The sequence below is a fragment of the Phenylobacterium sp. genome, assembly GCF_036677185.1.
In the GTDB taxonomy this organism is placed as follows: Bacteria; Pseudomonadota; Alphaproteobacteria; order Caulobacterales; family Caulobacteraceae; genus Phenylobacterium.
Map to the genome: position 1 here is coordinate 21583 of NZ_JAKFEN010000036.1, position 21009 is coordinate 42591.

A 21009-nucleotide genomic window follows, 5' to 3' on the forward strand; every position below is an offset into this window, starting at 1 on the left:
ACCTGAACCACGGAAGAACCCACTCAGTGGCCGGCTGATCAACTCACAGGACTGGTCGTTCGCAGGCCTAGGCCCGCGACGGCGCCCTTCGTTGATCTTCTCCTGGATATTCGGGGCCGAGCCACATGGCGTTCTTTCGCAACACCACCGTCAATCTTCTGAACCTGCACTACGGCGTCCACGCCCTGGCGCTCAGCGGCGGCGGCGCGTTCTTCGCCGTCTTCCTGCTGCGGGCCGGCGTGCCGGCGCCAGGCGTGCTCAGCGCCTTGGCCGCCATCCTGATCGGTCGGTTCTGCATCCGGCCGTTCGTCCTGCCGCTCGGCAAGCGCTTCGGGCTCAAGCCCCTGGTCATCGCCGGCACGATCCTGACCGCCCTGCAGTACCCGCTGCTGGCGCAGGTGGACGGCGTCGGCTGGGCGCTGTTCGCGCTCTGCGCCGTCTCGTCCATCGGCGACACCTTCTACTGGACCTCCTACCACGCCTATTTCGCGTCGCTTGGGGACGCCGAGCACCGCGGCCACCAGATCGGGGCTCGCGAGGCCGTGGCCGCGCTCGTGGGGATCGTCGCGCCTCTCCTCACCGGCTGGGCTCTGGTGACGCTCGGGCCCCGGACGACGTTCGGGGTGACCGCGGCGGTGCTGATGCTGTCGGCCCTGCCGCTGCTCAAGACGCCGAACGTCGCCGTCCTGGACGACGCGCCCGGATCCCTGCGCGCCGCCCTCCCCGGCGCCTTGATGCTCGCCGCCGACGGGTGGGTCGCGTCCGGCTACTACTTCGTCTGGCAGATCGCGCTCTTCCTCTCGCTGGGCGAGAGCTTCACGGCGTTTGGCGGCGCGATGGCGATCGCCGCCGTGGCGGGCGCCGTCACCGGCCTGTTGCTGGGTCGGTTCATCGACGCGGGCCATGGCCGCTGGATCGTCTGGCTGGCGGCCGGCACGGCTGCGGCGACCATACTGGCGCGCGCGGCGGGCTACGGCGATCCCGCCCTAGCGGTGGCGGCGAACGCCGCCGGCGCCCTGGTTGTGGCCATTTACACGCCCACCATGATGACCGCGGTCTACAATCAGGCCCAGGCCTCGCCCTGCACGCTGCGCTTCCACATCGCCACGGAAGCCGGATGGGACGTTGGTGGGGCTGCGGGTTGCCTTGTCGCCGCGGGACTGCTGACCCTGGGCGCGCCGATGTCGGTGGCGATCTTGATCTCCCTGGCGGGGACCGCCGCGGCGTTCTTCCTGCTGCGGCGTTACTACCGTGCGACCGACCTCGCCGCGGCTCAGATCACGTAGTCGTAGACCGCCTCGGCCAGGGTGTGGTCCATGCTGCGCGCCGGCTCCTCGCAGGTCGGGCAGTTGACCAGGCGCGCGGGTACGCCGGCGGCCGTGCAGCCGGGCGGCACGGGCTTCAGCACCACCGAACCCGAGGCCACCTTGGCGTAGTCGCCGATAGCGATATTGCCCAGCACCTTGGCGCCGGCGCCCAGCAGGACGCCCTTGCCGATCTTGGGATGGCGGTCGCCGCGCTCGGCGCCGGTGCCGCCCAGGGTCACGCCCTGCAGCAGCGAGACATCGTCGCCGATCACCGCGGTCTCGCCGATGACGATGCCGGTGCCGTGGTCGATGAATACGCCGGAGCCGATCTTGGTGGCCGGATGGATGTCCACCTGGAACACCTCCGACATGCGGCTCTGCAGGTAGAGGGCGATGGTCTCGCGCCCCTGATGCCAGAGCCAATGCGCCACGCGCTGAGTCTGCAGGGCCTGGAAGCCCTTGAAGAACAGGAACGGCTGGACGTAGCCCTTGCAGGCCGGGTCGCGCTCGAACACCGCCTTGAGATCCAGCTCGGCGATGTCGACCAGCCGCGGATCGTCGCGATAGGCCGCGTCGGCCAGCTCGCGCAGGCTCATGGCCCGCAGCTCCTGGTCACCCAGCTTGCGCGCGAGCTGGTAGGACAGGGCCGCGCCCAGGTCCTCATGGCTCAACACCACGGCGTTCAGCAGCGAGGCGAGCGCCGGCTCGGCCTTGGCGGCCCGCTCGGCTTCATTGCGCAACGACGCCCAGACCGGCGGCGGCGCGCCGAGCTCGATGACTTCCAGACGTTGGCTCAAAGGCTCCTCCCGTCCCACGGCGGCTCCCCTATCCTAACATGGCGCGCGCGAGCGCGTCCGGCAAAAGCCCTTCCCGAGCCATATGGTAACCCCGAAGCAGCATCGCCACCGTTAGGGCGTCCTGAATATGTCCCGCCGTCGCGGCGTCGAGGATTTCGCGGAACGGAGCGCGGACCCGGGCGATGTCCTCGGTGCCGTCGCCCCGTGGCTCGGCCGCCGCCTGAGTCAGGCCGGTGGCCAGATAGCCGATGGCCAGTTCGTCGGTGACCGAGTTGGAGAGCTGCATCCGCAGCACCTCCGTCCAATGGGCGGCGGCCAGGCCCGTCTCCTCCAGCAGTTCCCGCTTGGCGCCTTCCAGCGGCGCCTCGTCGAGCGGCCCGCCGCCTTCCGGGATTTCCCAGCTGTAGTCGGCGAAGGGGAAGCGGTTCTGGCCCACCAGGGTCACCGTCCCATCCTCGTGCAGCGGCAGGATGGCCAGGGCGCGGTTCTTGAAGGCCACCAACCCGTACAGCGCCGGCTGGCCGGTGGGCGCGATCGCCGTCTGCTCGGTGACGCTGATCCAGGGATTGTCGTAGACGCGCTTGGGCTCGCCCCTCTTCCAGGGCGTCCCGTGCGCGACCAGCCAGTCGGGTTTTTGCGACATATTCTCAACTAGCCTTGCGGGACGACCGCCCAAAGCCCAATAAGGGATATCCCCTCTCGGTTTTCCTAACGAGGCGCCCGGACGTGACCGTCGCTCTCCCCCCCACGCCGCTCTTCGGGACGCCCGTCGATCAGCCGCCCCATCCGCAGGTCCTGGACTTCCTGGCCCGCCGAAGGTCGTCCTCGGCCGTAACCCTGGCCGAGCCCGGCCCCACCCCCGACGAGATCGCCGCCCTGATCGGCCTGGCCTGCCGGGTGCCCGATCACGGGAAGTTGTCGCCCTGGCGGTTCATTATCCTCGATTCAGCCGGCAAGGCGGCCTTTGCGGCCAAGCTGGAAGCCTTGGCCGAGGGCCGCAACGACCCGCGCGCCGCGGCCAAACTGGCCAAACTCAAGCTCCCGCCGGCGGGAATCGCGGTGGTCTCGCGGGCTGTCGAACACGAGATCCCCATGTGGGAGCAGGAGCTCTCGGCCGGGGCGGCCTGCACCACCCTGCTCTATGCCGCCCAAGCCCTGGGCTATGGCGCGAACTGGATCACCGACTGGTACGCCTATGACGCGCAAGCCAAGGCTCTGCTTGGCGTTGCGGAGGGCGAACGGGTGGCGGGCTTCATCCTGCTTGGCACGCCCAAGGAGCCGCCGCTGGAGCGCGAACGCCCCGATCCCACGGCGCTGACCACCCTCTGGCGGCCCTGAGCGCTCGCCAGATACACGACGGCCGGACGGCGATGGCGCGCCGCCCGGCCTGAAGTGTGACACGCCCGAGGAGAGATGGGCGATGTCGTAATAGCACACCGCACCCCTGTCGGCTAGTCGACGCCGACTCCGTCACAGCCAAGCTCGCCGCCTTAGCAACCGGCGCGCTTAGGTGGAGAGTGATCGAGGGTTGTATTCGGAAATGCGAATACTTCTGCAGACACGAACTTTTGGATCAAACTAACCGTTCGATCTCAAATCATTAACTCTTCCAAACGCTGAATTCTGAATCAGCCCCGTCCACGATAGGGCGCGACGCCTTGATCGGGGATCCACAACCCGTCCGGCGCCGGTCCCGTCTGCCAGAAGACATCGATGGGGATACCGCCGCGCGGGAACCAGTAGCCGCCGATCCGCAGCCATCGGGGCGCCGCCACCTCCACGATCCTGCGTCCGATGGCCACGGTGCAGTCTTCGTGGAACGCCCCATGACCGCGGAAGGCGCCGAGATAGAGCTTCAGCGACTTCGATTCGATCAGCCAGTCGCCGGGCGCGTAGTCGATCACCAGGTGCGCGAAATCCGGCTGCCCGGTCACCGGGCATAGCGAGGTGAACTCCGGCGCGGTGAACCGCGCTAGGTACAGCACGTCGGCCTGCGGATTGGGCACGCGCTCGAGCACCGCGGCTTCGGGACTGTCGAAACCGCGGACCTCGCGGCCCAGTTGGGTCAGGTGCGTCTCGTCCATGGCGGCGATGTAGCCCTTGGGCTTGCGCCCGGCAACCAAGGCGGCCGACAGTGGGGCCAAGACAGATACCGATAAGTCAAATTGGAGAAGCTGCGATGGCCGGCCGGGATTTCGAGAACTTCGTGGTGGTGGTGACGGGAGCTTCCACCGGGCTTGGCCGGGCGATCGCTGTGGAGACCGCAGGCCGCGGCGCGGCGGCCGTGGTCATCAACTATGCCCGCAGCGCCGATGAGGCGCAGGAAACCGGCCGGTTGGTGGAGGCGCAGGGCGCCAAGGCGGTGCTGGTCCAGGGTGATGTGGCGCTCGACGCCGATTGCCGCCGGATCGCCGCGGCCGCCGAGCCCTTCGGCCGGATCGACGCGCTGTTCAACAATGCCGGCGTGACCAAGTTCGCCCCCAACCACGCCGATCTCGAGGCGGTCTCGGCCGAGGATTTCCTGCACCTGTACGGGGTCAATGTGGTGGGCGCCTTCCAGATGGTGCGCGCCTGCCGCAGCCTGCTGGAGGCCGCCCCGCAACCGGGCGCGGTCGTCAACACCTCGTCGATCGCCGGCGTCGCGGGCATCGGATCGTCCGTGCCCTACGCCGCGTCCAAGGGCGCGATGAACACCATGACCCTGTCCCTGGCCCGCGCCCTGGCGCCGAAGATCCGGGTCAACGCCATCTGTCCGGGCTTCATCGACACCCCGTGGTTCGGCAAGGGCGTCGGGGCCGAGCAGGCCGCCAAGGTCCGCGCCGGCGCCGCGGCCAGCACGCCCCTGAAGGCCGCCTCCACCGCCGAGGACGTGGCCGCCGCCGCGGTGTTCCTGGCCTCGACCGCCTCGCGCCACGTCACCGGCGAGACCCTGCTGGTCGATGCGGGGACTCACCTGCACTACGCGCCCCTCTCCATGCGTTGAGAGGTTGCTCAGGAGCGACCTGTGACGGGAAAGTCACAGCATTTCGCCTAAAATCGCGGCGCTACGTTCTGTTAACGCTCAAAAATCGAACACGGCATAGGTAGAGCCATCCATCGGCTCCGCTCGCGTTGATCTGGAACTCGCTCGCGTGGCGATCTCCCTCGACGATTGGGCGGAGCTCGATCGAAAAATAAGGGGATAAACGAAATGAAACTCTTCAAGACCACGCTTCTCGCCGCCGTGGCCTCCGTCGCCATGGGCGGCGCGGCCTTCGCGCAAGACGACGCGAGCCCGTTCGACTTCTCGTTCAACATCGGCGCGAACACCGACTACGTGTTCCGCGGCGTCAGCCAGACCGACGAGAACTATTCCATCTTCGCGGGCGTCGACACGACCCTCTGGGGCATCGGCTACGCCGGCGCCTGGGTCTCCAATGTCGACTTCGGCAACGGCACCGACGGTGAATTCGACCTCTATGCCGGCGTGAAGCCGGTGGTCGGCCCGGTCACCCTGGACGTGGGCGTCGTCTATTACGGCTACATGAACCAGCCCAACGGTTCGAACGAAGACTATGTCGAGTACAAGCTCGCCGGCTCGGGCGCCGTCGGCCCGGCCACCATCGGCGCGGCCTTCTACTATTCGGACGACTTCTTCGGCGGCACCGGCGAGGCGACCTACTACGAAGTGAACGGCTCGTTCCCGGTGGCCGAGAAGGTCACCATCTCGGGCGCCGTCGGCCATCAGAAAGTCGTCGGTCCGCTGGACTACACGACCTGGAACCTGGGCGCCGGCTTCGCTCTGAACGACACGGTCGGCTTCGACCTGCGCTACCACGACACCGATGAGCATGGCTTCGGCGACATCTACGACAGCCGGGTCGTTCTCGGCGTCAAGGCCGTGTTCTAGGGTCTGACCCTGGGTCGTGGTCGCCGTCGGCGGCCACGACGCTCCGGCCCCGAAGGGTTCCGGCATGCTCGATTCGAAGATGCCGTGGGCTTTTCAGTAATTTAGGCCTATGAGAAGCCGCCCCGGTCCCGGGGCGGCTTTTCTGTCTCGGTGCGCACGCGTCAGGCGAAGAATGGTTCCCCTAGTGCGCGAAAAATGCTCCGACTGTGGGAGCTAAGCCTCAGTCCCCGAGTTTCATTGGACGGTCGCGTTCGCGCGTCTATGTTGCGGTTAAGGCGAGCGGAGCGCGACTCATGGAGCAGATGGCCAATCGGGCCCAGACCATTGTCGCGGACACTCTTATTGCTGCCGGGGCTTTCTTCCTGGCCTACATCCTCTCCTCCGCGCGAATTCTAGAACTGGGCGTCGCTGGCCTTCCCACGCTGAAGCTTCTTCAGCTGATCGGCATCTACGCTGCGCTCGCCGCGGTGTTCTCGACCATCTTCCGGCGCGAGCTCTCGCCGTGGCGCTATGTGTCGATTCCCGACGCCCTGGTGCTCACCCGCACGGCCTTCCTCACCGCCGGCGTCTTCCTGCTGACCGTGTTCGTCATGGACCGGGCCGACGGCCTGCCGCGCTCGGCCCTGGCCATGGCGGTGATCTTCCAGATGGTCGGCTGCATGGGCGCGCGGATCGTGCGCCGCGCCCTGCACGAGCACGCGTTGGACTCCTTCGCCCCGCTCAAGACGGTCAAGGATCGCGCGCCCCAAGCCCCTTCCCTGCTGCTGATCGGTCCGCCCTCCCTGGCCGACAGCTATCTGCGCGATGTGGCGCGCCGCCACGACCACGCCTGGACCCCGGTCGGCATCGTCGGCCCCGACGCCCGCGACGTGGGCCAGCAGGTTCGCGGCGTCTGCGTCATCGAGAGCCTGGACAATCTCGACGCGGCCATGACCGACCTGCGCCGCTGGAACCGCTATCCCCGCGCCATCCTGTTCCTGGACGAGCCCGGTCGCCTGCGCGGCCTGACCGCCGACCAGCTCGGCCAACTCAAGAACGACGGCATCCGCCTGCTGCGCCTGCCCTCCATCGTCGAGCTCGCCCACCAGGACGGCATGGCCCTGCTGCCCATGCGCGAGATCAGCGTCGAGGAGCTGCTGGCCCGCGATCCCATCGAGCTGGACCGCGCCGCGGTCGGGGCCCTGATTCGCGGTCGCCGCGTGCTGATCACCGGCGCCGGCGGCTCCATCGGCGCGGAGCTCTGCCGCCAGGTGGCCGCTTTCCAAGCCGCTCACGTCACCATGATGGATTTCTCGGAGACCTCGCTCTTCGAGATCGACCGCGAAATGACCGAGACCTGGCCGGCCCTGTCGCACAGCGCCGTGCTCTGCGACGTGCGCAATGCGCGCCGCCTGGAGCAGGCCTTCAAGAAGGAAAAGCCGCACCTGGTCTTCCACGCCGCGGCGCTCAAGCACGTCTCCATGGTCGAGCGGCACCCCTGCGAGGGTGTGCTCACCAACGTGGTCGGCACCTGGAACGTGGCCGAGGCCGCCAAGTCCTGCGGCGCGGCCCAGATGGTGCTGATCTCCACGGATAAGGCCGTCGATCCGTCCAATGTCATGGGGGCCACCAAGCGCCTGGCCGAGGCCGTGATCCAGGCCCAGCAGGCGGGCCAGGGCACGCGTTTCTCCGCCGTGCGGTTCGGCAATGTCCTGGGCTCGGCGGGGTCGGTGGTGCCGATCTTCAAGTCGCAGATCGATCGCGGCGGGCCGGTGACGGTCACCCATGAAGAGATCGAGCGCTTCTTCATGACCATTCCGGAGGCCGCCCAGCTGGTCCTCCACGCCACGGCCACCTGCGCCGAGGACGAAGAGACCGCCCACGCCCGCCTGTTCCTGCTGGAAATGGGCGAGCCGGTGCGGATCATGGACTTGGCCCGGCAGATGATCGCGCTCTCGGGCCGCATCCCGGGCAAGGACATCGACATCGAGATCACCGGCCTGCGTCCCGGCGAGAAGCTCACCGAGGCCCTGCTGGACGAGACCGAGCGTTCCCTGCCCTGCGCCCCCAAGGTGATGGAGGTGGTCTCCTCCTCAGCCCTGCGGATCACCAGCAGCCACCTGGTGGAGATCGAGGGTCTGGCCGAGATGGGCGATGTCGAGGACGTCCGCCGCGCTCTGTTCGACCTGGTCGGCCAGATTCGAGGCGAGAAGCCCGGCGCCGCCCCCACCCTACGGGTTGTCGCCAACGGGTGACGCCCGCGCCAAGACGGTCTAAGCGGGCTGCATGGCGCTCATCCTGGTCACCGGCACGGCCGGCTTCATCGGTTCCCACGTCGCCCACCGGCTGCTCGATCGCGGCGACACGGTGGTCGGGCTGGACAATCTCAACACCTATTACGACCCGGTCCTGAAACAGGCGCGCCTGGCCCGTCTGGAGGCGCGCGAGGGCTATCGCCACGCCGCCGTGGATCTCGTGGACCGCGAGGCCGTGGCCGCCCTGTTCGCCGAGACCCGACCCGAAGGCGTCATCAATCTCGCGGCCCAGGCCGGCGTCCGCTACAGCCTGGAAAAGCCGCAGGCCTATGTGGATTCAAACCTGGTGGGCTTCGGCAACATCCTGGAGGGCTGCCGCGCCGTCCAGCCCCGCCACCTGGTCTTCGCGTCCACCAGCTCGGTCTATGGCGCCAACGGCAAGCTGCCGTTCTCGGTGCACGATCCGGTGCACCACCCCATCACCCTCTATGCGGCCACCAAGCTCGCCAACGAGTCCATGGCCCATTCCTACGCTCACCTGTTCGGCGTGCCGGCCACCGGCTTCCGGTTCTTCACCGTCTACGGCCCTTGGGGCCGGCCCGACATGGCGCTGTTCAAGTTCACCGAGGCGATCCTGGCGGGCCGGCCCATCGACGTTTTCGGCCAGGGCAGGATGCAGCGCGACTTCACCTATATCGACGACATCGTCTCGGGCGTGGTCGCCGCCTTGGACCGTCCGCCCGCCCCCGACCCCGACTGGAACCCACAGGACCCCGACCCGGCCACCAGCGGCGTCGCCCCCTGGCGGATCCTCAATCTCGGCGCCAGCACCCGCGTGGAGCTGATGCGCTACATCGAGGTCCTGGAGGAGAAGCTTGAGCGCAAGGCGCAGATTAACTTCTTGCCCATGCAGCCCGGCGACGTGGCCCGCACCGAAGCCGATGTCACCGAGACCAAGGCGGCCCTCGACTACGCCCCCCAGACCCCCATCGAGGTGGGGGTTTCCAACTTCGTGGACTGGTATCGCGAGTACTACCGGGTGGGCGCGAACTAGCCGGCCGCCTCCAGGGTTTGGGGCGCCTGCGCGAACGCCTTGCTGAACCTCACGCGGAACAGCCAGAAGATCATCAGGACAAGCGGCGCCAGGATCGGCACGAAGAGAATCGGCGAGCCGTGCAGGACCTCGGGCAGGACCTTCTGCTGCCCGAGGAAGAACGATGTGGTGGCGATGAGCAGGGCGACGCACATCCGCCAGAGGTGCCGCGCGATGCGCGGGGCGCCGGAAATCCCGCCGCGCCGGATCACGCGGAGGTCCGTGACCGCGGCCAGGGTCGCGACACCGCCGAAGACGAAGATCATCTGATAGGGAATGTGGTCCATGGCCCCCTTGGGGCTCCCGGCCGCCACCCAGCCGGCGATGAAGTCCAGCGTCGCCACGACCGCGACGATGGCCAAGGCCGCGACCTCGAAGCGGCCGATCCGGCCCTCCTCGCGCCGGACGGTCATCCATGCCGTGGCCACCAGGTAGAAGGTGAGCACGCCCACGAGGATGGTGGGCCGGTTCGGCAGGAACACCGCCATGACCGCTCCGATGCCGGACATGAACAGCATGGCGACGAAGAAGGCCGTCCCCGCGATCCGGTGCAGGCGCTCGCCCTTGCGGAAGGCCAGGGCGGCGAAACCCGAGGCGAGGCCGACGCCGCCCGCGGCGATATGGAGCATCATGGCCGGAGGCATGGCGGTCACCCTGGAAGCGCCAGCGGCGCGTCTAAAAAGCAAGAAGCGAAACCAAGATCGACCGCAGGGAAGCTGTCGCGTTTGTCACTTGGTCTGGCTTCCTTTGGGCGTAGCCTCGTCCACGACGGACATGATGGACATGGCGGCGCGCATCAAAAGCATGACCCGAGGTAACAGGCGGCTCCGCGGCCATGGCTGAGTCCACGGTCTCGGCGGGTTTCGCGCGGGGGCTGATGGAGCTCGCCGTCAAGAAGGGCGCGCGCCGGGCCGCGCTCGCCGAGCGCTCGGGAGTCCGTCTCGAGGACCTGGACGACCAGGACAGCCGCATCCCGTTCGCCAGCTATGTCGCGCTCATGCGCGCGGCAAAGGCGCTCGCCGGTGATCCGGCGCTCGCGCTCCACTACGGCGAGACGGTCGACATCGCCAAGGTCTCCATCCTGGGTCTGATCGGCCAAGCCTCCGAGAACATGAGCGAGGCCTTCGCGCAGCTCAACCGCTACGTGCCCCTGGTGGTCGAGACCGACAACGCGGACGGCGGTGATCGCTTTCGGATGATGGGCGACCGGGACGGGTTCTGGATAGTCGACGCCCGCAACGACCCCAATGAGTTTCCCGAGCTCACCGAATCCGCCTTCGCCCAGCTGATCTGCGCACCCCGCCGATTCGACGAGACGCCGGTGGCCAAGGCGGTTCACCTCACCCACGCCGACCCGGGCTATCGCGACGAATACGAGCGCATCTTCCGCGCCCCCGTGGTCTTCGGCGCCGACAAGAACGGGATACTGGTCCACGGAGACTGGATGCAACGCCGGATCGCCCACCTGCCGCGCTACGCCTTCGGCATCCTCAGCGAGCGCGCCGACGCCCTCCTGCAGAGCCTGGAGAACTCGAAGTCCACCCGCGGCCGGGTCGAGGGGGTCCTGATGCCGATCCTGCACACCGGCGACGCGAGCATGGACAGGGTCGCCCGCCAGATGGCGGTCAGCCGCCAGACCCTGTTCCGCAGGCTGAAGGCCGAGGGCGTGACCTTCGCCGGTGTGCTGGACGAGCTGCGCCACAAGCTCGCCCTGCACTATCTCAACGGCAGGAAGGTCTCGGTGAACGAGACGGCCTATCTGGTGGGCTTTTCCGATCCGGCCGCCTTCTCCCGCGCCTTCAAGCGCTGGACCGGATGCAGCCCGCGCCGGATGCGCGCCTCGAAGCTCGTGGAGGACCGGACGGCGGCGTCCTAGCCCCTAGAGCCTAAGGTCGGCCGAGCCCTTCGGGAACATGCCCTTGACGTCGTAGAGGATGGCGTTCGGCTTTCCCAGGGCCCGGATCGCCGCCAGGCCCATCTCGCGGAACTGGGCGTGAGCCACGGCCAGGACAATGGCGTCATAGGCGCCGGCCTCGAGCGCCGCCACCGGGGCGACCCCGTACTCACGCTCCGCCTCGGCCGGGTCGGCCCAGGGCTCGTGCACGTCGACGGCGACTTCGTAGTCGGCCAATTCGCGGACGATGTCGATCACCCGGGTGTTGCGCAGGTCCGGGCAGTTTTCCTTGAAGGTCAGGCCCATCACCAGCACACGCGCGCCGCGCACCTGGATCTCGCGCCGGATCATGGTCTTGATCAGCTCCTGGGCGATGTAGCCGCCCATACCGTCATTGATCCGCCGCCCGGCCAGGATCACCTGGGGGTGGTAGCCCGCGTCCTCGGCCCGGTGGGTCAGGTAGTAGGGATCGACCCCGATGCAGTGGCCGCCCACCAGACCCGGCCGGAAGGGCAGGAAGTTCCACTTGGTCCCGGCGGCGTCCAGCACCTCCTGGGTGTCGATGCCGAGCCGGTTGAAGATCAGGGCGAACTCGTTGATCAGCGCGATATTGAGGTCGCGCTGGGTGTTCTCGATCACCTTGGCGGCCTCCGCCACCTTGATGGAGCTGGCCCGGTGGGTGCCCGCGGGCACCACGGCGCCATAGAGGGCGTCGACGAAGTCGGCGGCTTCCGGCGTCGAGCCGGCCGTGACCTTGACGATGCTGGAGAGCCGATGCTCCCGGTCGCCCGGATTGGCCCGCTCGGGGCTGTAGCCGGCGAAGAAGTCGCGATTGAAGGTGAGGCCCGACAGCGCCTCGATCACCGGGACGCAGTCCTCCTCGGTGGCGCCCGGATAGACGGTGGATTCGAAGATCGCCACCCCGCCCTTGGATATGCTCCGCCCGACCGTCGCGCTGGCCGCCAGCAGCGCCCGAAGGTCCGGCCGCTTGTGACGGTCGATCGGGGTCGGCACGGTGACGATGAACACATTGCAGCCGGCCAGGCCCGCCTCGTCGTCGGTGAAGTTCAGACCCTTGGCGCCGGCGAGTTCCTCGGCGGTCACTTCCAGGGTCCGGTCGAGGCCGGCCTGCAGCTCGGCGATCCGTTCGGTCCCGATGTCGAACCCCACGACCTCGAACCGGGCGGCCAGCGCCACCGCCAGCGGCAGGCCCACATAGCCCAGCCCGATCACGCAGATCTTCGGAGGCGTTCCGGTGAAGGGGTTCTGCGGCATCTAGCGTCCCGTGACCTTGAACAGCTCAAGGCAGGCGCCGAGGATATGGTAGAACGAGGTGGCCGGCGCGGGCTCCTCGACGAAGGTCCCGTCCGCCCGCAGCTTGTCGCGCCAGGCGCCGGGGGTCGGGGTTTCCAGGTAGCGCCGCAGGGCCTGGGCCGCCGCGAGGGATGCGGTCTCCTCGTCGAACAGCAGGGTCGCCTTCAGGTGCTCGGTCTGCGGCCACAGGCGCGCCGTGGTGTCCCGCGGGCTGAAGTCGTCCCAGAGCTCGTTCACCGCCACGCCACGCACGGGATCGACGCCCCGCCGGCCGGCCGCGTAGAGCCCCCGCGCCGCCTTCCCGGCCCGCGGGTCGCCGCGCCGCTTGGCGTGGCGGTCCATCAGCCAGGCCCATTCGAACTGGTGGCCGGGCTCGACCAGCCGCCCGTCGTCGCCGTCGGCCAGCCGCCACTCGGCGTCGAAGAACTCCCGCAAGAAGCCGCCCTTGGGGTCGATGAAGACGGTCAGGGCCATCTCGACGATCTCGTCGACCATCACCTCCCAGTCGCCGCCCACCAGCTCGGCCCAGGCCATGGCGCCTTCCAGCAGGTGCATGTGGGCGTTGGCCTGGAATGGATGGGCGATATTCTCGCGATAGCCGCCGGCGGGGTGGCGCATGGCCTCGAGACCCTGGCGGACGCCGCGCGCCACCTCGGCCAGTTCACCCCCCCGCGGATCGGCCTGGTGCAGGGTGGCCGTGCCCAGCAGGGCGAAGGCCTGATCGTACAGCATGGCCGTGTCGTCCAGCACCGCGCCGTCCAGCCCCACCAGGGTGCGGAACAGGCCGTCGGGCCGGGCGAACCGGTCGAGGAAGAAGTCCATCCCGTGCCAGGCGGCCTCGCGCCACGGCCCGTCCCAGCCCAGCACGCCGGCCGTAGCGTAGACGAAGGCCTGGCGGCCCTGGACCCGGGCGCGCCGCGGCGCCGGGCGCGGCTGGCCCTCAATGCTCAGGCCCTCGAAGAAACCGCCCCGCTGGCGGTCGGCGCCGGCCTCCCACCACAGCGGAAAGGCCCGTGTCCGCAACCAGCGATCATACCAGTCGGCCGCCTGGGCCAGGCTCGCGAACCCGTCGCCCCCCGCTCGCGAACCCGTGTCCGCGCGCCTGATCGCCGAATCGATAGCCAAAACGCCTAACCTCGCCACTGGAGCGTCCCTCGATAGCGCTCCCGAAGCCGCACGTCACACAACTTCCGCCACCCGGCCCGCGCGTTTTATCGCAGGCCACGTCCTCGGTTTGGACAAAGGCGTCGAGAGCCTAGGCGCCGGCCAGGCGCATCACCTTGGCGGGGTCGGTGCCGATCAAGGCGCGGCGGCTGTCGGCCGCGACGGCGGACAGCATGGTGGGGATGAAGCGGTCGAGAACGGCGAAGGCCTCATCGGCGTCGTCGTGCACGATCGAGCTGCGGACCAGCACGCCGTCAGGGATCAGCCCCTTGAACGACGTCCTCAACAGGATCTCCCTCTGGTCCGTATTGTTGGTGGGCAGCGCTTCGCCGACCCGGGTCCAATAGACCACGTTCTCCTGACGATCGCCGGCGACGGCGACAAGACGCACGACCGGCAGCGCCACGCCGCCGGGAAGTTGAACGGTCGACGCCTTCTTCGATCGAATGGCGAAGCCCAGGGCCGGATAGCAGACCTCTGGCCTGTGGATCTGCAGGAGGTCGCTCTGCAACCCCCCATAGGCGATGAGCAGCATGACGTCGGCGCCATCCGCATCGCCCTTGTAGGTGCGCTGGACGACCTCGTCATAGAGCTCGGCGGCCAGGCCTTCGGTCTTCGGCTTGACCATGCCTTCCGAGAGCTCGGCCGACCATCCGGGGATGGTCACCGGCACGATGGCCTCCATCTTCGCCGATCCCAGCAGGGAGAGCCGCTTGCGCGGCTTCAGCCCGTAGGCGAGCGCGCCTGCCCCGAAACAGGCCCCGGCGATTAACAGGTTCCTGCGCGTGCTCATGCCGGCTGCCCCTTGGCGCGCGGCCAGAAGCGTGAGGCCAGGTGGTCGATGACAAACACCAGGCTCAACGACGTGGCGAACAGCACCAGGCCGGCCGCCTGGTGGAGGAAGCCCTGCGCCACCGCATCGCCGAAGAAGTAGGTAAGCAGCACCAGGATCACGATCCGCACGATATTGGCCGCCACGGCGATAGGAATGACGAAGCAGGCCAGGAACAGCGAGTAACGCCAGGAGGCGTCCCGAAGAAGATAGATATAGAACAGGCTGATCGCCACCAGGCCGGTCAGGGAATTCATCCCCGAACACGCATCCTCGACCAGCAGTTGGTAGTTCCCGACGACCAGCGTGACCCCCTCGCGGGAGATCGGCAGGCCGAATATCTGCAGCCCGTCGGTCGCCACCCAGGAAGCGAACAGCTTCAGCGGCGCGGTCAGATCGTCCATCAGCCAGCCCGGGGGCGGGATGAGGAAGGCCAGGTAGAAGATCGGGAACCAGTTCTTGAACAGGGCCTTGAGGCCAAACTCGGAGTGCAGCATCGAGACGAACGCGCCGTACAGGCCCGCCACCTCGAGGCTGATAAAGCCATAGGCCCGCCCGAACACATAAAGGGGAAGCGACACCAGGAATCCGAGCGTTGTCAGCCAGGGAGAACCCTCGGTCGTCGCCTCTCGAAATTGGTCGCGCGCGCGCCAGAACAGCCAAGCCGCGGTGCCAAGCACCAGCGGGCCATGGGCGCCTGAATCACGCGACCACTCCTGATCTCCCAGGGTGATCACCGTCGGGACGGCGATCACGGCCAGCCCCAGGGCCAAGGCCCAGAACCTCCAATGAGGGAGGGCCCCCGGAGCCGAGATGCCGGATACCGCGACCACCGATCAGGCCTCTCTCAGAACCGTTCCGATGACCCTCGCGCCATCCTGCTGCAGCTGGGAGATCAGGGTCCCGATATCGGTGATCCGGCTCTGATGCTGACGGGCAACGACGAGGCTGTAGCCCACGACACTGCTCACTCGACGCGCGTCCGCGCAGCTCATGGCGGGAGGGGTGTCGATGATCGTCATCTGAAAGTCGCGCAGGCAGTGATCCATGAGGGTCTTGAACCGTTCGCCGGCCAGCAGCTCCTGAGGGTTGCCCGGCGTTCCGCCCGAATACATGACCGAAAGACTGGGCAGGACATCCTGCTGAATGAACTCGTTGAAGGCGCCATCTTCCGCCGCCAAGCATTGGCGCAGGCCCGATACCGGCCGGCTGGGCCGGATGTAGTTCTCCAGGCTTGGGCTGCGTAGGTCGCCATCGATCAACAGCGTCGTTACGCCGACCTGTGAAAGGGCCACCGCCAGGTTGGCGGCGAGGAACGAGCAGCCGGCTCCTGGACTAACCGCACAGACCGAGAGCGCTCGGCGTCCCTGATCCACATGCTGGGCCATGATGTGCGTGCGAAGCACGCGAATGGATTCCGCCTGGGCCTTGGCCGGCTCGGAGATTGTCACAAGCGTGTTGGCCAGGGCGAAGGTCAGAGGCTGATCGGCCGCGGACCGCGGCGCTTCGGCCAGCGTCGCCGGCCGGACCTCTTCTGGCGGTTTCAAGACGGGCTGGTTCACGCTCGTATCGCTCTCTTTCTGGTCGGCAACTTGACGCTGCCCGCCAGGCCGCGCCGCGCCGTCCTAGGACGCCTCGGGGCCGCCTCCGGCTTCACGACGGCCAGCAGGGGCACGTCGAACGCCGCTTCCATGTCTTCGACACTGCGCACCCGGCGCCCAAAGAGCTCCAACAGCAGCGCGACCATCAATCCCATTCCAAAGCCCAAGCCGGCCGCGCCGCCCAGGATCAGCGGGACATTGGGGAAGTTCGGCTTCCGCGGCGTCACCGCGTTCCCCATCGGCGACATGCCCGGATCGGTCACGTTGGCTTCCTGACGATACTCGGCCGCCCGCGCCATGGCGCGATTGTACTGTTCGCGGCGCAGGTTGACCTCCGACTGGAGTTGGCTGAGCCGTTGGATCTTGTCGCGCTTGGCGATGACGCGCGACGTCTGCGTCTGAACCGCGCTTTCGATGGCCGCCGCGGCCTGGGCCGCGCCGCTGGCCGCCGCGCCCGCGGCCGCGCGCTGCGCCGCGCGCTCCTGGGCCGCCATCTGCACGAGCGTCGCCCGCCGATTGTTCAGCTCATTCATCTGAGGATGGTTCGGGCCCAGGATCTTGGAGATCTGGCTGATCTGCGCGTCAAGCTGGGTGAGCGCCATCTCGGCGGGCGTCGTCGTCGCGGCGACGGTCGGCTGCGCCATGCTGATCCCGGCGCCCTGGCCGGCCAGGGCCCGAAGCCGGGCCGTGTCCACGTCCGTGTTGTCGGACTGCATTATGATGCCGTTGGCGCGCTCATAGTCGGTCTTCGCCTGATCGGCGGCGACCAGCTGCTCGCGCAGCTTGTCGGCCTGCTGGGTGAACCACTCCGCGTTGCGGTTCGCCTCCTGCCGCCGGGTCTCGAGAACCGATTCAAGATAGGCCGATCGAAGGGCCTCGGCGATCGCCCGGGCTTGTTCGGGGCTGGCGGAGCGATAGCCGATCTCGATGAAATTGGTCGCGGGCACCTGGGTAACGGTGGTTCCGTCTATGACGCGCTGCGCCAGCCACCGGCGCATGTCGCTGCTGGCTCCCGAAGCCTGGTATTGAGACATCAGGCCGGGATCGTTCATCCAGCCCAGTTGATCGACGACCTTCCCAGCGACCCCGTAATCCCGGATCAGTTCCGCCTGCGTCTTGATGTAGACGCCGGCCGTGCGGCTGCCGATCACCTCGCCGGTCACCGGGTCGGGCTTCAACAGGTTGAGCATGACCCTGGCGCTGGTCTGATAGCTCGGGGCGACGATCAGGACGACGATCATGGCTCCGACGAACGAGGAGATCGTCGTGACCAGCGGCAGCCACTTGTGGGCCCAGAATATCCGCAGGAATTGGGTAATCGACATGTCACACCTTTGGCGGAGACCGCCGCTTAGAACAGCCGTTCTTTAACGACGAGCACGTCTTCCGGCTCGACCTTGGCGCTCGGGTCCAATTTTAGCTTCTTGCCGGCGCGCGTCACCTCGATCTTCTTCCCGTTACCCGACTCCGTGAGGCCGCCGCTCCGCGCGATCGCCTGGCCGATGGTCATGCCCGGCGCGATGGGAAAGGTGCCCGGCGCGCGCACCTGGCCTGAGATGTAGAAGATGTCCGCGAGCGGCGCGTAGATCTTGTCGCCTGCCTGAACGAACGGGTCCTTGCTCGCGTCACCCGTCGCCAGGTCCCGGATGAAGTAGCGCTGTTCGGGTCCGCTTTCCGGACGGACCACGAGGTATTCCGCGGCGGCCCCGGTCACCCCGCCCACCCGGGCGAGAATCTCGGACATCCGATAGGCGCGGTTGATTGGCACGAGGCCCGGCGCGCTCACGGCGCCCAGGACGGTCACGTAGCGGCTGGCGAAGGACACGACTTCGACGTTCACGACCGGATTGGCGTAGAAGCCGCCGTCCTTCAGGAGCTTGGCCAGCTGGTCGCCCAGCTGCCGCGGCGTCTGACCGGCGACCTGGACCTTGCCCAACAGATTCAGTTGGATGGTGCCATCAGTATAGACCTTGGTGCGCGCGCGGTCCGGAAGCCCGACAACCTCGACCTCGATGACATCTTCCGGTCCGACGATGTATTCGTCATCCGCCGCGGGCGCCGCCTTCGCGGGCGACTGCGCTCCGGTCAACGGGACGACGGGCGGCGCCACGGCGGCCGGTGTCTGGGCGCCCGCCGCGGCGGGCAGAATCCCAACCAGGCAGAGCGCCATCGCGAATTTGATCAAGGTCGTACGGATTTGCATCACCAGTTCTCGTCAGACTCAGAAGCTTACGCTCGTTGTCAGCCCCACACGTGTCGCCGAATAGTCAAACAGAGGATCGTTAGCGTCGTATTTAGTATGAGAAGCGTCCAGCACGAAAGAGAGGCGGTCGCTCTGTTGGAAACGAAGTCCGGTGTTCCATTCGTCCGAGCGCGATTTCGCCAGAGACGGGACCGCGGCGAACAAAGAGCCCCTCGACGTATTGTCGCGACGACGGACACCCACGGAATAGGTGAACCGCGTGCCAAGCTTGTAACTCGCGTTCAGCGCGACGCCTTCCCGAAGACTGTATAGGCGGCCGACCTGGACCGAGGGCTTGACGCTACGGTCCCAGAGCAGTCCCAAGGACAGCCTGGATGTCGGTTGGTAGTCGACCTGCACCGCGTAGTTCAGGCCTGAATAATTGCTGCCGGCGCCTGCCACGGCGGACGTCGAATTCACTTCGGTCTGGGACGCCGACACCGACCCCTTGAGCCTCGAACCAACCTTCCGAGAATAGGTTGCGCCGATGCTCTCGACCTCATAGCCCGAGGTCGTCGCAGGCACGAGGGCGTTGGAATACTCGGTTTCCGCGTGACTGATGAAGACCTGAGCCTCGCCAAGCGTCGAGCGCCGGTAGACCAGGCCCGCGCTCACGGACTGGGTTTCATAATCGACGGTGTCGGCGGCGCCGCTGGATTCGCCCCAAATCTGCCCGGCGCCGAGCGAGACGCCGAGGCCGGCTGTCAGTCCGCAAACCGTCTGCAGGTTGACGCCGGTGGTGTCCTGGATGGCCTTTGGGTTCGGGATCGCCAGATCTTCGAGGTCGCGCTGTCGGCGCGAGAAGGATGCTACGGCCGAGCCCTGGCATGGCCCCACGCGGGTGCCGAATCCGCCCTGGATGTCGGCGACCTCGCGATTGAGGTCGGTGTTCTTGTCGTAGATTCGATAGCCGACGCTGCCGCGCGCGAACACAGAGCTGCGGCCGATCGGCTGGGTCCAGTCGATGCTGGCCGAAGGCGTCAGGATGGTGTCCTCGCGCTCAACCCCCCGCGCCAGCGCGAGCGCCTCGCTGCTTCGCGCGACGTTGGTGTCCCGCAGGACGCCGAGACTAAGGTTTCCGCTGAAATTTCTCGTGACCTGCGCCGCGGCGGGGACCGCCAAGACGCTGGATCCGATGAGTATAGCGAAGGCAAGGGCCCTCTTCGCCATGTGATGTGCCCCCCAATGAACCCGCACGCAGGATCGCGGTCTGAAGCTAACTGACAGATAACGCCAATCCATGGAAGGCGCATTGGAGACGGCACAGTGCGTAGCCAATGGGGATGTCTTCTGCATGCGGCATGCCACCGGGCCGTGTCCTCGGCAAACAGGGATGAAACAGGAATGCGGCGTCGTGAAGGCCCGCGCATGCGAAGAAACCCGCCGGCGATCACCGGCGGGTTCCAGTCTGTTCGCGATGGGCGCCCGGGCGGGCGGGCCGCGCGCCTAGCCGTTGATGATGAAGCTGGTGCCGGTCGACTGCAGCTCGTGCGCGTCGACGCCGGTCAGGCGGATCGAATTTCCGGTGTCGAACTGGATCAAGGTGTCCGTGCCCAGGTCGGTGATCGTGAATTTCACGCCGGCCTTGGCGTAGGCCGAATAGTCGATCAGTTCGCGCGCGCCGCCCGCGCCGAAGTCGGTGATGACGTCGGCGCCGCTGCCGCGGCCGAAGATGAAGCGGTCCAGGCCGTCCCCGCCCGTGAGCACGTCGTTCCCGGCGTCGCCGAGCAGCGCGTCGGCCCCGGCGCCGCCATTGATCGTGTCGGCGCCAGCGCCGCCGGACAGGCGATTGTCGCCCAGGTTTCCGGTGATCTGGTTGTTCAGCGAGTTGCCGACCACGCCGGACCCGCCCTTGCCGGTCAGGGCCGCGTTCTCGACGTTCGCGCTCATGGTGATGCCGTTCATCGATTTCACGGTGTCGATCCCGGCGCCGGCGGCCTCCACGACACTCGCGTTCGCATTGACGATATAGGTGTCGTCGCCCGCGCCGCCTTCCAGAAGATCGGTGCCGCCCTGGCTCACGAGCGTGTCGTTGCCCGCGCCGCCGACGAGGTGGTTGCTGCCGTCATTGCCGGTGATGAAGTTGTTCAGTCCGTTGCCGACGCCGTCGATGTTGGCGGTTCCGGTCAGGGTCAGGTCTTCGACATTCGCCGACAGGGTGAAGGAAACGGAGGACTTCACCAGGTCCTGGCCAGCCCCGGCCAACTCGGTGATGACGGTGGTGGTCTTGCTGACCACATAGACATCGTCGCCCGCGCCGCCGGCCAGGGTGGTCGAGCCGTCGGTGTCCGTCAGGGTGTCGGAGCCCGGGCTGCCGGACTTCGTTCCGACCGTCGTCGTGGGCGTAGTGGGCGTGGTCGTGGCGGTGTCGCCGACGGGGGCCGAGGCGCTGGTGTCGTAGAGTTCCGCCGCGACGCTGTCGGGATGATTGTCCATCCAAAGACTGAGGATAGCCATGCCGCCGTCGGTCGGGACGGCGATGAGGATGTTGCCGGTGTCGGTGGTCACCTGGACGATTTCCTGGCGGATATAGTCGGTGGCCTGGTTGTTGGTGAGGGTGACGTCGACGGTGTTCTTGAGGGCGATGCGGGCCTTCATGTCGGCGAAGCCGGCGACGATGTTGTCGCTGATGATCAGGCCGT

The 21009-nt window shown here is 67.4% G+C and carries 20 protein-coding genes; 7 read left to right on the plus strand and 13 right to left on the minus strand.

What is annotated here, in order from left to right; translation table 11 throughout:
* Positions 1-125: 125 nt before the first annotated feature.
* Positions 126-1286 carry an MFS transporter gene (locus tag V6M51_RS19355; RefSeq protein WP_332769814.1) on the plus strand — a complete coding sequence of 387 codons (1161 nt, stop codon included), beginning with the start codon at positions 126-128 and terminating at the stop codon, positions 1284-1286.
* Here the strand turns inward: V6M51_RS19355 and cysE are convergent.
* Both cysE and V6M51_RS19365 read right to left on the minus strand, forming a co-directional pair.
* Positions 1274-2104, minus strand: coding sequence for a serine O-acetyltransferase (cysE, locus tag V6M51_RS19360; RefSeq protein ID WP_332769815.1), 831 nt, complete (start codon positions 2102-2104; stop codon positions 1274-1276). The two genes, V6M51_RS19355 and cysE, sit on opposite strands and share 13 nt — an antisense overlap.
* Positions 2105-2132: 28 nt before the next feature.
* The gene (locus tag V6M51_RS19365) at positions 2133-2747 is read right to left on the minus strand and encodes an NUDIX hydrolase (protein WP_332769816.1); all 615 of its coding nucleotides are present in this window, start codon (positions 2745-2747) and stop codon (positions 2133-2135) included.
* Between the two features lie 83 nt (positions 2748-2830).
* Here V6M51_RS19365 and V6M51_RS19370 point away from each other — a divergent pair, with 83 nt between their 5' ends.
* A complete protein-coding gene (locus tag V6M51_RS19370) occupies positions 2831-3442 on the plus strand; it encodes a nitroreductase family protein (RefSeq protein ID WP_332769817.1) in 612 nt (203 codons plus the stop codon).
* 290 nt (positions 3443-3732) lie between these two features.
* On the opposite strand, the gene queF is transcribed toward V6M51_RS19370, so the two are convergent.
* Positions 3733-4188 (minus strand): preQ(1) synthase, encoded by a 456-nt coding sequence (gene queF, locus V6M51_RS19375; protein WP_332769843.1) that lies wholly within the window; start codon positions 4186-4188, stop codon positions 3733-3735.
* Between the two features lie 95 nt (positions 4189-4283).
* Between queF and V6M51_RS19380 the strand changes: the two genes are divergently transcribed.
* The 4 genes from V6M51_RS19380 (at position 4284) to V6M51_RS19395 (ending at position 9281) form a co-directional block, all read left to right on the plus strand.
* Positions 4284-5087: an SDR family NAD(P)-dependent oxidoreductase gene (locus V6M51_RS19380; RefSeq protein WP_332769819.1), complete on the plus strand. Its 804-nt coding sequence runs from the start codon at positions 4284-4286 to the stop codon at positions 5085-5087.
* 207 nt (positions 5088-5294) lie between these two features.
* Positions 5295-5993, plus strand: coding sequence for a TorF family putative porin (locus V6M51_RS19385; protein WP_332769820.1), 699 nt, complete (start codon positions 5295-5297; stop codon positions 5991-5993).
* Positions 5994-6286: 293 nt separating this feature from the next.
* Positions 6287-8227 (plus strand): polysaccharide biosynthesis protein, encoded by a 1941-nt coding sequence (locus V6M51_RS19390; RefSeq protein ID WP_332769822.1) that lies wholly within the window; start codon positions 6287-6289, stop codon positions 8225-8227.
* Between the two features lie 31 nt (positions 8228-8258).
* On the plus strand, positions 8259-9281 hold the full coding sequence (locus tag V6M51_RS19395; protein ID WP_332769823.1) for an NAD-dependent epimerase: 1023 nt from the start codon (positions 8259-8261) through the stop codon (positions 9279-9281).
* On the opposite strand, the gene V6M51_RS19400 is transcribed toward V6M51_RS19395, so the two are convergent.
* A complete protein-coding gene (locus V6M51_RS19400) occupies positions 9278-9973 on the minus strand; it encodes a hypothetical protein (RefSeq protein WP_332769824.1) in 696 nt (231 codons plus the stop codon). The two genes, V6M51_RS19395 and V6M51_RS19400, sit on opposite strands and share 4 nt — an antisense overlap.
* 182 nt (positions 9974-10155) lie before the next feature.
* Here V6M51_RS19400 and V6M51_RS19405 point away from each other — a divergent pair, with 182 nt between their 5' ends.
* Positions 10156-11196 (plus strand): AraC family transcriptional regulator, encoded by a 1041-nt coding sequence (locus tag V6M51_RS19405; protein ID WP_332769825.1) that lies wholly within the window; start codon positions 10156-10158, stop codon positions 11194-11196.
* A gap of 3 nt (positions 11197-11199) precedes the next feature.
* Here V6M51_RS19405 and V6M51_RS19410 read toward each other — a convergent pair whose 3' ends face one another.
* From V6M51_RS19410 to V6M51_RS19450, 9 genes are all read right to left on the minus strand, one after another.
* Positions 11200-12489: a nucleotide sugar dehydrogenase gene (locus V6M51_RS19410; RefSeq protein WP_332769827.1), complete on the minus strand. Its 1290-nt coding sequence runs from the start codon at positions 12487-12489 to the stop codon at positions 11200-11202.
* On the minus strand, positions 12490-13551 hold the full coding sequence (locus tag V6M51_RS19415; protein WP_332769829.1) for an AGE family epimerase/isomerase: 1062 nt from the start codon (positions 13549-13551) through the stop codon (positions 12490-12492).
* A 232-nt stretch (positions 13552-13783) separates the two neighbouring features.
* Positions 13784-14485, minus strand: a complete 702-nt coding sequence (gene epsI, locus V6M51_RS19420; RefSeq protein ID WP_332769830.1) for an exosortase-associated protein EpsI, V-type — start codon at positions 14483-14485, stop codon at positions 13784-13786.
* Positions 14482-15297 (minus strand): exosortase V, encoded by an 816-nt coding sequence (gene xrtV, locus V6M51_RS19425; protein WP_332769832.1) that lies wholly within the window; start codon positions 15295-15297, stop codon positions 14482-14484. Before xrtV ends, epsI begins: the two co-directional genes overlap by 4 nt.
* 63 nt (positions 15298-15360) lie before the next feature.
* Positions 15361-16086 (minus strand): CpsD/CapB family tyrosine-protein kinase, encoded by a 726-nt coding sequence (locus tag V6M51_RS19430; protein WP_332769834.1) that lies wholly within the window; start codon positions 16084-16086, stop codon positions 15361-15363.
* The gene (locus V6M51_RS19435) at positions 16083-17450 is read right to left on the minus strand and encodes a hypothetical protein (RefSeq protein WP_332769836.1); all 1368 of its coding nucleotides are present in this window, start codon (positions 17448-17450) and stop codon (positions 16083-16085) included. Before V6M51_RS19435 ends, V6M51_RS19430 begins: the two co-directional genes overlap by 4 nt.
* A gap of 26 nt (positions 17451-17476) precedes the next feature.
* Entirely contained in the window at positions 17477-18310 is an 834-nt protein-coding gene (locus V6M51_RS19440) for a polysaccharide biosynthesis/export family protein (protein WP_332769838.1), read from the minus strand.
* 36 nt (positions 18311-18346) lie between these two features.
* Positions 18347-19537 (minus strand): hypothetical protein, encoded by a 1191-nt coding sequence (locus V6M51_RS19445; RefSeq protein WP_332769839.1) that lies wholly within the window; start codon positions 19535-19537, stop codon positions 18347-18349.
* Between the two features lie 276 nt (positions 19538-19813).
* The coding region (locus V6M51_RS19450; protein WP_332769841.1) for a calcium-binding protein at positions 19814-21009 on the minus strand (1196 nt) is incomplete at its 5' end.

Bases quoted from the DNA above. Each gene is read 5' to 3' on its own strand.
- V6M51_RS19355 (WP_332769814.1), top strand. From the start codon at position 126: ATGGCGTTCTTTCGCAACACCACCGTCAATCTTCTGAACCTGCACTAC.
- V6M51_RS19365 (WP_332769816.1), bottom strand. From the start codon at position 2,747: ATGTCGCAAAAACCCGACTGGCTGGTCGCGCACGGGACGCCCTGGAAG.
- queF (WP_332769843.1), bottom strand. From the start codon at position 4,188: ATGGACGAGACGCACCTGACCCAACTGGGCCGCGAGGTCCGCGGTTTC.
- V6M51_RS19380 (WP_332769819.1), top strand. From the start codon at position 4,284: ATGGCCGGCCGGGATTTCGAGAACTTCGTGGTGGTGGTGACGGGAGCT.
- V6M51_RS19385 (WP_332769820.1), top strand. From the start codon at position 5,295: ATGAAACTCTTCAAGACCACGCTTCTCGCCGCCGTGGCCTCCGTCGCC.
- V6M51_RS19390 (WP_332769822.1), top strand. From the start codon at position 6,287: ATGGAGCAGATGGCCAATCGGGCCCAGACCATTGTCGCGGACACTCTT.
- V6M51_RS19395 (WP_332769823.1), top strand. From the start codon at position 8,259: ATGGCGCTCATCCTGGTCACCGGCACGGCCGGCTTCATCGGTTCCCAC.
- V6M51_RS19405 (WP_332769825.1), top strand. From the start codon at position 10,156: ATGGCTGAGTCCACGGTCTCGGCGGGTTTCGCGCGGGGGCTGATGGAG.
- V6M51_RS19410 (WP_332769827.1), bottom strand. From the start codon at position 12,489: ATGCCGCAGAACCCCTTCACCGGAACGCCTCCGAAGATCTGCGTGATC.
- epsI (WP_332769830.1), bottom strand. From the start codon at position 14,485: ATGAGCACGCGCAGGAACCTGTTAATCGCCGGGGCCTGTTTCGGGGCA.
- V6M51_RS19435 (WP_332769836.1), bottom strand. From the start codon at position 17,450: ATGTCGATTACCCAATTCCTGCGGATATTCTGGGCCCACAAGTGGCTG.
- V6M51_RS19445 (WP_332769839.1), bottom strand. From the start codon at position 19,537: ATGGCGAAGAGGGCCCTTGCCTTCGCTATACTCATCGGATCCAGCGTC.